Raw genomic sequence first — 12,204 nt, forward strand, 5'->3', positions numbered from 1 at the left:
CCTCGACCGCCAACGGCACGGGCGCGGCGGCGCGATCGCGCGTGGCGGTGATGCCCAGGACGGCGCCGGTCGTCGGGTCCGGACGAGCGCTGCTGGTGGCCGAGACGGGCTGCGGGACGGCGGCCGCCCCACCGACCGCGACGGTCGCGCTGTCAGCCTCCGCCGCCGGCACGGCGCCCGGGAGAGCCGCCACGGGTCCGGCCTGGCCGGCGATCGGGCGCGCTGCCGTCGTACAGTCCTCGACCCAGAAGACCTTGGTCTTGGTGTCGTTGCCCTGCGAGCGCGGCGTCGAGACCGTCAGCTTCACGTGGTAGCCCTGCTGGGCGTGCGGCTCGCCGCTGAACGTCAGCGTGTAGGCCTGCACGCCGTCCAGGCCGGTCGCCGTGCCCGCGCCGCTGGCCGGGTCTCCCCCGACGGCCACCTGCGTCGGGCCGTCGACGGTCAGGCCCGCGTCGCCGGTGGGCGCCTGCATGGCGAACGAGACGGTCGACACGACGTCGGCGCCCTCGTCGAAGCCGTACCACTCGACCTGGAAGGCGCACCCCGGGTGCGCCACGTTGTTCGGGATGCCGTCGAGGTCGCCCAGCCCGGCGATCTTGACCGTTCCGTTGTTGCCGGCCGGGTCCCCCGCCCCGGCCGTGGTCGTGCTGGCCGCCGGGGCCGCCGCGGGCGCGCCCGCACTGCTGCCCTGCCGTCGGGCCTCCTGACGAGCCTCCCGCTCGGCCCTCTTCTGGGCCTGCTTCTGGGCCTGCTTCTGGGCCTGCTTCTGGGCCACGCGCGCCTTCGCGGCGTCGTGCTGGGCCTGTCCCCTGTGGCGTCCCTCGGCGCCTGGGCTGGCGGAAGCCTGGCCCGGCGCGGTGGAGTGACCGAGGTGGCGTCCGTTGTCACCTCCGGCAGCGGCGCGGTCGGGTCCGGCGGCGGCTGGCGCTCCCAACGCCAGTACCGTGAACGTCGCGGCGGTCGCCGCAATGATGGGCTTCGATGTCATGACCTCTGTGTCCTCTCTGCACCGAGCCCTCCCCGCCGCTTCATTAGCCAGACGCCGCCTCCGCGAAACATCGCGTCGGCGTGCCGCACGTCACACGGAACTGCGACCTCTCCGCGCGCCCTAGGCTGGCGGGGTGCGCCACCGCGATCCCGTGCTGGTCAGCGCCCATCGTTGCGGCGCCGGTGAGGACACCGCATCCGAGAACACCCTCCACGCGCTGGAGCGCTCGTTGGCGCTCGGGGTGGAGTACGTCGAGTTCGACCTGCAGCGCCGCGACGACGGCAGCCTCGTCGTCCTCCACGACGACGACGGCCGCGTCGACGTGGTGCGCTACGACGCCCTACTCGCCGCGCTCGCCGGCCGGGCGCACGCGCACGTGGATCTGAAGTTCGGCTCGCCGGGCGGCGTCCACGAGATCGCCGCGGTGCACCAGGCGCTCGACGCACTGGGCGCGGGACCGCACGTGGTGACGACCGGCCGGGCCGCCACGGCGCGGGCGCTGCGCGCCTGGGCCGACGCCGAGGGCCGCGACCTCCTGGTCGGCCTCGCCGTCGGGTCCGGCGTCGCCGGCCTGCCATGGCGCGAGCAGGTGCGACGCCGATGGGCGGAGCTGTTCCCCGGCGACCGCGTCGCCGCCTCCCGCGCCGACGTCCTGGTCGCCCACCACCTGCTCGCCCTGCTCACGCTGCGTCGGCTGGCCCGGCGGCGCGGGCTGCGGCTGCTGGTGTGGACGCCGGACCACCCGCTCCTGCTCGCCTACTGGATGCGCCGCGGTCGGGCCTGGCTCGTCACGACCAATCATCCGGCCCGGGCGTTGGCGTTGCGGGCTGGCAGACTGCGGCCATGACCACGTCCCAGGAGAGCGCCATCGTGGAGGACGTCCTCGGCGCGCCGTACACCGCCGAGACCATCACGCTCCCCGACGACCACGAGGGCGCGGTGGTCGCGACGCTCGTCAAGCGGCCGGCGTCGCGGGCCACGACTCGCGCGGTGCTGCACGTCCACGGCTTCTCGGACTACTTCTTCCAGACCGCCTATGCGGAGTGGTGGAACGAGCAGGGCTACGACTTCTACGCACTCGACCTGCGCAAGTACGGCCGCTCTCTGCGCCCGCATCAGACGCCGGCGTTCGTGCACGACCTCTCGGAGTACGACCCCGAGCTGGACGCCGCCTGGACGATGATCACCGAGCGTGACGGCCACACCGGCGTCGTCGTCATCGGGCACTCCACCGGCGGCCTGGTCACCTCGCTGTGGGCCGACCGTCGCCAGCCTGCCGCGCTCGCCGGCCTCGTGCTCAACTCGCCCTGGCTGGACCTGCAGGGCTCGGCCGTGCTGCGCGTCGTCGGCACGCCGGTCATCAAGCAGCTGGGCAAGCGCAAGCCGATGTTCGAGATCGGCCGTGAGGTCGACGGTCTCTACGCCAAGAGCCTCCACCTCGACCACGCCGGCGAGTTCGACTTCAACGTCGAGTGGAAGCCGCTCGGCTCGATGCGGGTCTACGCCGGCTGGCTGGCCGCCATCCGGCACGGCCACGCCCAGCTGCAGCGGGGGCTGTCGGTGCCGGCTCCGGTGCTCGTGCTCTCCTCGGACCGCTCCGGCGTCGGCCGCGTGATGGGCGACCTCGTCCACACCCGCGACATCGTGCTGAGCGTCCGGCAGATCCGGCGCTGGGCCACCGCCGTGGGCCGTCACGTCACCTACGTCGCTGTTCCCGGCGCGAAGCACGACGTCTACCTCTCGCGCCCGGAGGCGCGGCAGACGGCGTACGACGAGACCCGCCGCTGGCTGACGGCGTACGTCGACTGACGGACGGCTCAGGGCCTCGCTGGTCGAGCAGCGAGGCCGCTCGCGGCCGAGCGTGTCGAGACCCTCCGGGCCCCGCGTGTCAGGGCTGCTGCTGGGACCCCGGCAGGTTGCCGAGCGTCGAGCCGAGGCCCTCGAGCGCCTTGCCGATCTCGCTCGGGACGATCCAGACCTTGTTGGCGTCGCCCTCGGCGATGCGGGGCAGCATCTGCAGGTACTGGTAGGACAGCAGGCCCTGGTCCGGACCGCCCGCGTGGATCGCTCCGAAGACCGTCTCGATGGCCTTCGCCTCACCCTCGGCACGCAGGATCGCGGCCTCCCGGTCGGCCTGCGCCGCCAGGATGAGCGCCTCGCGCTGGCCCTCGGCGTTGAGGATCGCGGACTGCTTGTTGCCCTCGGCGGACAGGATCGCCGACTGCCGCTCGCCCTCGGCGGTCAGGATCGCGGCGCGCTTGTTGCGGTCGGCGCGCATCTGCTGCTCCATGGCGTCCTTGATCGAGCCGGGCGGCTCGATGCTCTTGATCTCGACGCGCTTGACCTTCAGGCCCCAGCGGCCGGTGTCGATGTCGAGCACGGCCGAGAGCTGGCTGTTGATCGCCTCACGGCTCGTGAGCGTCTTCTCCAGGTCCATGCCGCCGACGATGTTGCGCAGCGTGGTCATCGTCAGCTGCTCGACGGCGGTGATGTAGTTCTCGATCTCGTAGGTCGCCGCGATCGGGTCGGTGACCTGGAAGTAGAGCACCGTGTCGATCGAGACCGTCAGGTTGTCCTGGGTGATCATGCCCTGCGGCGGGAACGACACGACCTGCTCCCGCATGTCGATCTTGTAGCGCACCTTGTCGATGAACGGCACGATCACGTTGAGGCCGGGCTGCAGGGTGTTCTTGTACTTCCCGAACCGCTCCACCACGCCGGCGCGCGCCTGAGGGATGATCTTCACCGTCTTGGCGAGGGTGGTGACCGCGAGCAGCGCGACGAGCGCGATCACGATCAGCAGGGCGAGTTCCATGGGTTGCCTCCGGTCAGGGCTCGAGGGTTGCGATGGGGTGGACGTACGCCGTGGCGCCGCGGATCTCGAGCACCTCCACGGTCTGGCCGGCGGCGATGACGAGGGTGTCGTCGTACGGCACCGCCGTCCACTGCTCGCCGCTGATCTGCAGCTGGCCGGGCTCGCCGACGCTCAGCCGGACCGGCGTCACGGTCCGGGCGCCGATGAGCCGGTTGTGGCCGAGCACCAGCTCCGGTCCGCCGTGCAGACGGCGCGCCAGACTCGGGCGGACGACGGCGAGCATCGCCACCGAGGCGAGCGAGGCGACCAGTACCTGCGCGATCACCGAGTCGGTCCCGAGCGAGGTCAGCAGACCGGCCGCGGCACCGGTGGCGAGCATGATGAGGACCAGGTCGAGGCTGAACAGCTCGGCGATCCCGAGCGCCACCGACAGGGCCAGCCACGCGGCCCACTGGTTCTCCCCCAGCCACTCCATGGCGCGACTGTAGCCCTCAGGCGAGCCGCCGCGTGCGCCTTCGCGCAGCCCAGCGGCCGTCCTCGTGGCTGAGCGAGAGCGGCATGCCGAAGGTCGCCGAGAGACTGACCTCGTTGAGCTCCTCCTCGAGCAGCCCGGCGGCGACGACCGCGCCCCTGCGCAGCATCAGCACGTGGGTGAAGCCGGGCGGGATCTCCTCGACGTGGTGGGAGACGAGCACGGTCGCCGGCGCGTCGGGGTGGTAGGCCAGTGTGGACAGCGTGGAGACGAGGTCCTCCCGACCACCCAGGTCCAGCCCCGCCGCCGGCTCGTCGAGCAGCAGCAGCTCCGGGTCGACCATGAGCGCACGGGCGATCTGCACCCGCTTGCGCTCGCCCTCCGACAGCGTCCCGAAGGTGCGGTCGGCGAGGTGGCTGATCCCGATCTCGACCAGCAGGTCGCCGGCGCGGCCGTGGTCGAGCTCGTCGTACTGCTCCTTCCAGCGGCCGAGGACGCCGTAGGACGCCGACACGACCACGTCGTGGACGCGCTCCTCGCGCGGGATCCGCTCCGCGAGCGCCGCACTCGTCAGGCCGATCCGCGGCCGCAGCTCGAAGACGTCCACCGCGCCGAGCCGGGAGCCGAGGACCTCGGCGGAGCCGACGGTGGGGTGCATCTGGGCGGCGGCGATCTGCAACAGGGTCGTCTTGCCGGCGCCGTTCGGCCCGAGGATCACCCAGCGCTCGTCCTCCTCGACGGTCCAGCTGAGCCGGTCCAGGAGGAGGGACTGACCCCGCCGCACCGTGACGTCGCGGAGGTCGAGGACAGCAGCCATGCGGGCAGCCTAGCGAGCGCGGCTGAGCGTTCGGCGGGGCCCCCGACCTACACTCGACGGCCGTGACACAAGGGCTGCTGGAGCACGACACCGACGGCGTCCCGCTGGCGTTGCGGACTGCCTGGTGGGCGACCGCATGGCTGCGCGGGGCGGTCGTGACCGATCTGCTCCTCGACGCCGTCATCGGCGAGGACGCCACGCACGTCGTCGCGGGCCTGGACGGCCTCGGCCTGGGCGGTACGCCGGACGCGGCCGACACGCTGGTGACCGGACTGGGCCGGCTCCGGGCCGAGGGGGCGGCCTCCTTCGGCCTCGCGCTGCCGGCCGAGGGCGACCCGGTCGGGCTCGGTGGACCGCGGCCGTTCAACGACGCCGCCCTCGAGGCAGGTCAGGCCGTCGTCGTGGCGGGTGCCGGCGTCGGGCTCGTGCCGAGCCGGGTGGGTGCGGCCGTGACGTGGCGCGCCTACCCGGCCGAGCGCCGGCAGCTTCCGGACGTGGGCGAGGCCGACCGGGAGCTGCGGTCGGCACTGCCCCGGACGGCCGACGCGCTGGCCGACCTCGATGTCGCGCGCTGGCGCCCCGAGGTCGCCGACGAGCTGCTGAACCTGCGGCACCGGACGCCGATCCAGGCGCCGGCCGGCGTACCCGCGCGGTGCGTGGAGCTCGCCGCCCGGGCGCTGCAGGCCCGCGCCATCGTGGACCTGGCCCTGGCCGACGACGGCGGCGCGGTGGCCGTTCACGAGATCGCAGCCCGGCGCGCGGTCCTGCTCCCGTTGGCGCGCGCCGCCCGGCGCGGTCTCGTGGCGGCGGGATCGCCGGAGGTCTGGCCGTCCTAGCCACTAGCCTGCTGCCACGATGACCACCGACGCCCCTCGCCCCGAGACCCTGCTGATCACGCTGACCGGCCGGGACCGGCCTGGTGTCACCGGGGCGATCTTCGCCCACCTCGCCGAGGCCGGTGTCGAGGTCGTCGACCTCGAGCAGATCGTGCTGCGGCGCCGGCTCGTGCTGGGCGTGCTGGTGACCGTTCCCGCGGACGGCGCGGCGGAGGTGGCGTTGCGGGACGCGGTCACGCGGACCGGGACCGACCTCGGCATGCACGTCGAGATCGTGCGCGGCAGCGGCGACAACGCGGCCAAGGTGCACCGCGCGCATGTCACGGTGATCGGCGCGCCGCTGCAGGCCTCCGGGATGGCGGCGGTGACGGGGCGGATCGCCGAGGCCGGCGCCAACATCGACCGGATCCAGCGGCTGGCCCGCTATCCCGTCACGGCGATCGAGCTCGCGGTCTCCGGTGCCGACCCCGACCAGCTGCGGATGCTGCTGGCCCACGAGGCGGCCGAGCAGGGCATCGACATCGCCGTCCAGGCCACGAACCTGCTGCGCCACGGCATGCGGCTGATCGTGATGGACGTCGACTCCACGCTGATCCAGGGCGAGGTCATCGAGATGCTCGCCGCGCACGCCGGCTGTGAGGCCGAGGTGGCGGAGGTGACCGAGCGCGCGATGCGCGGCGAGATCGACTTCGAGGAGTCGCTGCGGTCCCGCGTGAAGCTGCTGGCGGGCGTGCCGGCGTCGGCGCTCGACGAGGTGTACGCCGCCATCCAGCTCAACCCCGGCGCACGGACCATGGTGCGCACCCTGCGACGGCTGGGCTACCGCTTCGCGATCGTGTCCGGCGGCTTCAGCCAGATCACCTCCCGGCTCGCGGCCGACCTCGGCATCCACTACGCCCGCGCCAACGAGCTGGAGATCGTCGACGGCGAGCTCACCGGCGGCATCCTCGGTCCGGTCGTGGACCGTGCCGGCAAGGCGCAGGCGCTGCGGGAGTTCGCCGCCGAGCTCGGCATCTCCGAGGCCGCGACCATCGCCATCGGCGACGGCGCCAACGACCTCGACATGCTCGCCGCGGCCGGCCTCGGCATCGCCTACAACGCCAAGCCGGTCGTGCGGTCGCAGGCCGACACCGCCGTCAACGTGCCGTACCTCGACACGATCATGTACCTGCTCGGCATCACCCGCGAGGAGATCGAGGCCGCCGATGCCGAGGCGGGCATCGTCACGCCCGCTCCGCCTGTGTGAGCCGGTCGCGTCTCGCTGCGGCGCTGCGGCGCTGCGTCGCTGCGGCGGGCCGCTCCCGCAAACTGTCACGGTGACACTTGCAAAGTGTCACGTTGACATTTGGCGTCGAGGGTGACGCTTTGAAGTGTCACCCTCGTGGCGAACTGTCACGGTGACACTTTGCGCGGCACGGCCGACCGGAGCTCGCTCGACTCGCCCCAGGACTCGTCGGCGACCTCAGGCCGCCCGTACGCCGATCTCCGCCAACACGCGGGCCGGCCGGTGGCGCGACATCGCGACGTCCCAGCCCCAGCGGGCGGCCCGGGGACGGTGCCGGCGGACGCGGTCCTCCCGGAGCTTCTCGTCGCGAAGCACCTCCCGCGGCGATCGGCCCCCAGTGAGCTCGTCGTCGAAGTACTTGCCGTCGCCGTCGAACTCCCCGAACGACTCCAGGCTCGGCCAGTCGAAGTCCACGACGTCCACACCGCCACCGTCGGCATGCGGGAACGACACCTGCAGGTCCGGCAGGGGTACGCCGAGCAACAGCATCTGCCCCCGGCTCAACGACTCGCCGGCAGACCCGGACCGGGCGTCCGCGGTGCGCAGGTTCTGGACGGCGCGCGCGTGGCCCCGCATGCCGTCCGGGATCCGGCCGACCAGGCCTTCGACGACCGCCCGGCCCGCCGGATCGCCCAGCGGATCGGGATTGAGCATCCGCACCAGATGGTCGAGCGGCAGCAGCGCGTTCGGGAGCGAGAGCTTGGCCGCGACGGCGATCGCGGTCGGCGCCGGCCCGGTGACCAGCAGCCCGTCGACGTCGACGATGTCCTCGTCGGCCATCGCCCGCCGGTGGACCAGGACCCCTGCCGTCGTACGCCGCGCCTTGCCGGGCCGGTTGCCGTGCACGAGGCGGGTGTCCGTCCTCAGCAGCGGGCACCCCCACAGCTCGGCGGCGGACTCGTCGCAGATGACCATCGGCTCGGTGCGGGCCTCGACGGCTGCGTGGATGCGGAGCCGGTACTCGTCGGAGATCGTCAGCGGCGTGGCCGCCGGCCGGTAGAAGCCGCGTCGGACCTTGCTCAGGTCAGGTCGAGGTGGGGCGGCACGCCGCCTTCCATGCGGCGCACCCGGGACGCGACCAGGAGATCGCGCGGTTCAGGACGTTCGGGCATGGCGTCAGCATGTGCTTCCTCCCGGCCCGCCGCACCCTGTCCGGACACGACCTGTGGACAACCGGTCGCGTTGGCCCGGCGCGCAAAGTGTCACGGTGACAGTTGGCGACGCGGGTGACACTTCAAACCGTCACTCGGAGCGCCAACTGTCACGGTGACACTTGCAAGCGTCACGGTGACACTTTGCAGCCGCCGCCCCCGCCGAAGCCCCGCGGCTGACTCAGCCCTGCGGCGCGTGGAAGGCCACGACGGAGGCCGAGCCCGCACCCAGGTCGGCCCAGCGGCCGTCGTACGAGAGGACGGCGACGGCCGAGGTCGGGAAGCCGAGCGCGAGCCGGTTGCCGGCCTCGAGATCGCCCTCGCCGTCATCGAGCAGCTGCACGAGGTAGGACACCGTGGGGTTGTGGCCGATGACCACCAGGCTGCCGACGGCGTCGTCGGTCTCGCGGAGGAGGTCGATCGCCGCCTCGGTCGAGGCGGTGTAGAGCGCCTCGTCGAAGGCCGCCAGGTCGAGGTCCCAGCCGGCGCCGATGGCGACGTCCTCCCAGGTCTGGCGGGTCCGACCCGCACCCGAGACCAGCGCCACGTCGGGCCGGATGCCGCGACCCGCGACCCAGGCGCCGGCCGCCGCGGCATCGGCGTGTCCGCGCCGAGTGAGCTCGCGCTCGTGGTCGGTCGCCGCTGCCGGCTCGGCCTTGGCGTGCCGCATGATCACCAGCGTCCGCATACGCCGAGCGTACGGCGTGGGTCCGACTCAGGCCCCCATGGCGTGGTAGCCGCCGTCGACGTGCACGATCTCGCCGGTCGTGGCGGGGAAGAAGTCCGACAGCAGCGCGCAGACGGCCTTCGCGGTCGGCACGTGGTCGGCGTTGTCCCACCCCAGCGGGGAGCGCTCGTCCCACATGCTCTCGAGCGCCTCGAATCCCGGAATGGCCTTCGCGGCGAGGGTCTTGAGCGGACCGGCCGAGACCAGGTTGACCCGGATGCCGTGCGGGCCGAGGTCGCGGGCGAGGTACCGCGCGCACGACTCCAGGCCGGCCTTAGCCACGCCCATCCAGTCGTACGCCGGCCAGGCGACCGTGGCGTCGAAGGTCAGCCCCACGACACCGGCTCCCGGGCGCAACAGCGGCCGGCAGGCCTGGGCGAGGCTCATCAGGGAGTACGCCGAGACCTGGACCGCCTGCGCGACGTCGGGCCACGGACCGTCCAGGAACTTGCCTCCGAGCAGCGTCTCGGGGTTGCCGTAGGCGATGGAGTGGACCACGCCGTCCAGCGCCGCGTCCTCGCCGAGGTGGGAGCGCACCTGGTCGGCGAGACCCGCGAGATGCTCGGCGTCCGTGACGTCAAGCTCGAGCACCGGCGGCTCCACCGGGAGCCGCTTGGCGATGCGACGGGTGATCGACAGCGCCCGGCCGAAGTTGGAGATGAGCACGGTCGCACCCTGCTCCTGGGCGACCTTCGCGGTCGCGAAGCCGATCGAGCTGTCCATCGTGACGCCCGCGACCAGGATCGTCTTGCCGTCCAGCAGACCCATGTCAGTGCCCCATTCCTAGTCCGCCGTCGACAGGGATGACGGCTCCGGTGACATACGACGCGCCGCTGCCGGCGAGCCAGGTGACCGCGCCCGCGACCTCGTCGGGTGTGGCGTAGCGGCCCAGCGGGACCTGCGCCTTGATCGTGGCGCGCTGCTCGTCGGTGAGCACCGCGGTCATGTCGGTCTCGACGAAGCCGGGCGCGACCACGTTGGCCGTGATGTTGCGGCTGCCCAGCTCGCGGGCCAGCGAGCGGGCCATGCCCACCAGGCCGGCCTTGGAGGCGGCGTAGTTGACCTGCCCGGCGCTGCCCAGCAGCCCCACGACGCTGGACACGAAGACGATGCGGCCGCGACGCAGCCGCAGCATGCCCTTGGCCGCGCGCTTGGCGAGCCGGAACGAGCCGGTGAGGTTGGTGTCGATGACGCTCGACCAGTCCTCCTCGCTCATGCGCAGCACCAGGGTGTCGGCGGTGATGCCGGCGTTGGCCACGAGCACCTCCACCGGACCGTGGGCGGCCTCGACCGCGTCGTACGCCGCCTCCACCTGGGCCGGGTCGGTGATGTCGCACCGCACGTCGAGGGCGCCGTCGGGAGCACCGCCGTTGCGGGTCGTCACGGCGACCTTGTCGCCCTGGGCGAGGAAGGCCTCGGCGATGGCGCGTCCGATGCCGCGGTTGCCGCCGGTCACGAGGACCGAGCGGGGCTCGGGAGGGGAGGTGTCGCTCACGTCATCGGACGCTAGTGATTACTCCTAAGTACGCCGAATCACCTGGCGCCGTACGGGCGCGAGGCGGACGATCCGCGGTCAGGCAGGCGGCGTAGAGTGGAGGCCATGAGCAGGGTGAAGGACCACCGTCGGCGCCACGTCGACGAACCGGTCCGCATCACCAGCGCGGCTGAGAGCCGCGACGTCGACATCAGCTCGCGGCAGCGGCGCTACGTGATCTCGATGAGCATCCGCCTGGTCGCGTTCGTGGGCGCCGTGATCGCGGGGGTCAACGGGCTCCACTGGCTGTGGCCCATCCTCATGCTGGCCGCGCTCGTGCTGCCCTACGTCGCCGTCGTGATGGCCAACACCGCCGACACCCGGGGCGACACGTTCAAGCTCGACGACAGTCCCTTCGGCCGGCCACAGCTTCCTCCCGGCGATCGGGGACGCGAGCTGTGAGCCTCGACGAGAAGACCGGGCAGGACCTCTGCTCGGCGAAGGGCTGCACCGCGCCGGGCGCGTGGGAGCTGCAGTGGAACAACCCCAAGATCCATACGCCGGAGCGCCGCAAGGTCTGGCTGGCCTGTGACGACCACAAGGGGTCGCTCGGCGACTTCCTGGGGGCGCGGGGGTTCCTGAAGGACGTCGTCAGCCACCAATAGCGGACATCGGGCGGTCCGGCTGCAGGAAGGTCGGGTCGTCGATGCCGTGACCGGCACGCTTGCCGGCCATCGCCACCACCCAGCGCCGCGCGATCTCCTCGTCGTCGGCGCCGCTCCGCAACGCCGTGCGCAGGTCGGACTCCTCGCGGGCGAACAGGCAGTTGCGCACCTGGCCGTCGGCGGTGAGCCGCACCCGGTCGCAGTCGCCGCAGAACGGGCGGGTCACGCTCGCGATGACGCCGACGGTGGCCGGGCCGCCGTCGACGGCGAACAGCTCGGCCGGCGCACTCCCCCGCGGTTCCTCGGCCGGGGTGAGGGTGAACTCCGCGGCGAGCCGGTCGAAGATCTCGTCGGCCGTGACCATGCGGGCGCGGGACCAGCCGTGCTGGGCGTCAAGCGGCATCTGCTCGATGAACCGCAGCTGGTAGCCGTGCTCCAGCGCCCAGCGCAGCAGCTCGGGCGCCTGGTCGTCGTTGAGACCGCGCAGCAGCACCGCGTTGATCTTCACCGGACCCAGGCCCGCCTCCTGCGCGGCCGCCAGGCCGGCGACGACGTCGTGCAGCCGGTCGCGCCGGGTGATCGCCGCGAACGTCTCGGGACGCACGCTGTCGAGGCTGACGTTGACCCGGTCCAGGCCGGCGGCGGCCAGCGACCGGGCGGTGCGGGCCAGCCCGAGCGCGTTCGTGGTCAGGGACGTCTCCACGCCCAAGGCGTGGGTTCGGGCGACGATGTCGACCAGGCCGCGGCGAACGAGCGGCTCGCCGCCGGTGAAGCGCACCTCACGGATGCCGAGCCGCTCCACGCCGATCGTGATGAGCCGGACCACCTCGTCGTCGCTCAGCACGGTCTCGTCCGGGAGCCAGTCCAGGCCCTCGGCCGGCATGCAGTACGAGCAGCGGAGGTTGCAGCGGTCGGTCAGCGAGACCCGCAGGTCGGTGGCCACCCGCCCGAACCGGTCCGCGAGAGGAGTCACC

13 protein-coding genes and 2 pseudogenes are annotated in these 12,204 nt (G+C 72.6%); 6 read left to right on the forward strand and 9 right to left on the reverse strand.

The features are described from left to right. Positions 1–775 (reverse strand): annotated as a pseudogene (locus VGE38_RS15045) (hypothetical protein); the annotation flags it as partial. 346 nt (positions 776–1,121) lie between these two features. Between VGE38_RS15045 and VGE38_RS15050 the strand changes: the two are divergent. Then, positions 1,122–1,835, forward strand: coding sequence for a glycerophosphodiester phosphodiesterase family protein (locus VGE38_RS15050; protein WP_331143367.1), 714 nt, complete (start codon positions 1,122–1,124; stop codon positions 1,833–1,835). Then, positions 1,832–2,797 (forward strand): alpha/beta hydrolase, encoded by a 966-nt coding sequence (locus VGE38_RS15055; protein ID WP_331143368.1) that lies wholly within the window; start codon positions 1,832–1,834, stop codon positions 2,795–2,797. The genes VGE38_RS15050 and VGE38_RS15055 overlap by 4 nt, the downstream gene beginning before the upstream one ends. A 97-nt stretch (positions 2,798–2,894) precedes the next feature. On the opposite strand, the pseudogene VGE38_RS15060 reads toward VGE38_RS15055, so the two are convergent. The 3 genes and pseudogenes from VGE38_RS15060 to VGE38_RS15070 all read right to left on the reverse strand — a co-directional run. Continuing rightward, positions 2,895–3,803 (reverse strand): annotated as a pseudogene (locus tag VGE38_RS15060) (SPFH domain-containing protein); the annotation flags it as partial. Positions 3,804–3,816: 13 nt separating this feature from the next. After that, a complete protein-coding gene (locus VGE38_RS15065) occupies positions 3,817–4,278 on the reverse strand; it encodes an NfeD family protein (RefSeq protein WP_331143369.1) in 462 nt (153 codons plus the stop codon). A 16-nt stretch (positions 4,279–4,294) separates the two neighbouring features. Then, complete coding sequence (locus VGE38_RS15070) at positions 4,295–5,092, reverse strand: ABC transporter ATP-binding protein (protein WP_331143370.1); 798 nt, start codon at positions 5,090–5,092, stop codon at positions 4,295–4,297. Positions 5,093–5,154: 62 nt separating this feature from the next. Between VGE38_RS15070 and VGE38_RS15075 the strand changes: the two genes are divergently transcribed. Together VGE38_RS15075 and serB are read left to right on the forward strand one after the other, a co-directional pair. After that, positions 5,155–5,928 (forward strand): Rv1486c family protein, encoded by a 774-nt coding sequence (locus VGE38_RS15075; protein WP_331143371.1) that lies wholly within the window; start codon positions 5,155–5,157, stop codon positions 5,926–5,928. A 19-nt stretch (positions 5,929–5,947) separates the two neighbouring features. Then, entirely contained in the window at positions 5,948–7,174 is a 1,227-nt protein-coding gene (gene serB, locus VGE38_RS15080) for a phosphoserine phosphatase SerB (RefSeq protein WP_331143372.1), read from the forward strand. Positions 7,175–7,390: 216 nt separating this feature from the next. On the opposite strand, the gene VGE38_RS15085 is transcribed toward serB, so the two are convergent. The 4 genes from VGE38_RS15085 to fabG all read right to left on the reverse strand — a co-directional run bounded on the left by VGE38_RS15085 (position 7,391) and on the right by fabG (position 10,586). Then, on the reverse strand, positions 7,391–8,128 hold the full coding sequence (locus VGE38_RS15085; RefSeq protein ID WP_331143373.1) for a type IV toxin-antitoxin system AbiEi family antitoxin: 738 nt from the start codon (positions 8,126–8,128) through the stop codon (positions 7,391–7,393). Between the two features lie 417 nt (positions 8,129–8,545). Further along, entirely contained in the window at positions 8,546–9,052 is a 507-nt protein-coding gene (locus VGE38_RS15090; RefSeq protein ID WP_331143374.1) for a SixA phosphatase family protein, read from the reverse strand. 27 nt (positions 9,053–9,079) lie between these two features. After that, on the reverse strand, positions 9,080–9,859 hold the full coding sequence (fabI, locus tag VGE38_RS15095; RefSeq protein ID WP_331143375.1) for an enoyl-ACP reductase FabI: 780 nt from the start codon (positions 9,857–9,859) through the stop codon (positions 9,080–9,082). Between the two features lies 1 nt (position 9,860). Continuing rightward, positions 9,861–10,586: a 3-oxoacyl-ACP reductase FabG gene (gene fabG / locus VGE38_RS15100; RefSeq protein ID WP_331143376.1), complete on the reverse strand. Its 726-nt coding sequence runs from the start codon at positions 10,584–10,586 to the stop codon at positions 9,861–9,863. A gap of 105 nt (positions 10,587–10,691) precedes the next feature. On the opposite strand from fabG, the gene VGE38_RS15105 reads away from it, so the two are divergent. Beyond that, entirely contained in the window at positions 10,692–11,027 is a 336-nt protein-coding gene (locus tag VGE38_RS15105) for a DUF3099 domain-containing protein (RefSeq protein ID WP_331143377.1), read from the forward strand. Beyond that, positions 11,024–11,230 (forward strand): acetone carboxylase, encoded by a 207-nt coding sequence (locus VGE38_RS15110; RefSeq protein WP_331143378.1) that lies wholly within the window; start codon positions 11,024–11,026, stop codon positions 11,228–11,230. Before VGE38_RS15105 ends, VGE38_RS15110 begins: the two co-directional genes overlap by 4 nt. Here VGE38_RS15110 and moaA read toward each other — a convergent pair. Next, positions 11,217–12,203 (reverse strand): GTP 3',8-cyclase MoaA, encoded by a 987-nt coding sequence (gene moaA / locus VGE38_RS15115; RefSeq protein WP_331143379.1) that lies wholly within the window; start codon positions 12,201–12,203, stop codon positions 11,217–11,219. The genes VGE38_RS15110 and moaA overlap by 14 nt on opposite strands. Position 12,204: the final 1 nt, after the last annotated feature.

The sequence above is a fragment of the Nocardioides sp. genome (genome assembly GCF_036405735.1).
Lineage (GTDB): Bacteria > Actinomycetota > Actinomycetes > Propionibacteriales > Nocardioidaceae > Nocardioides.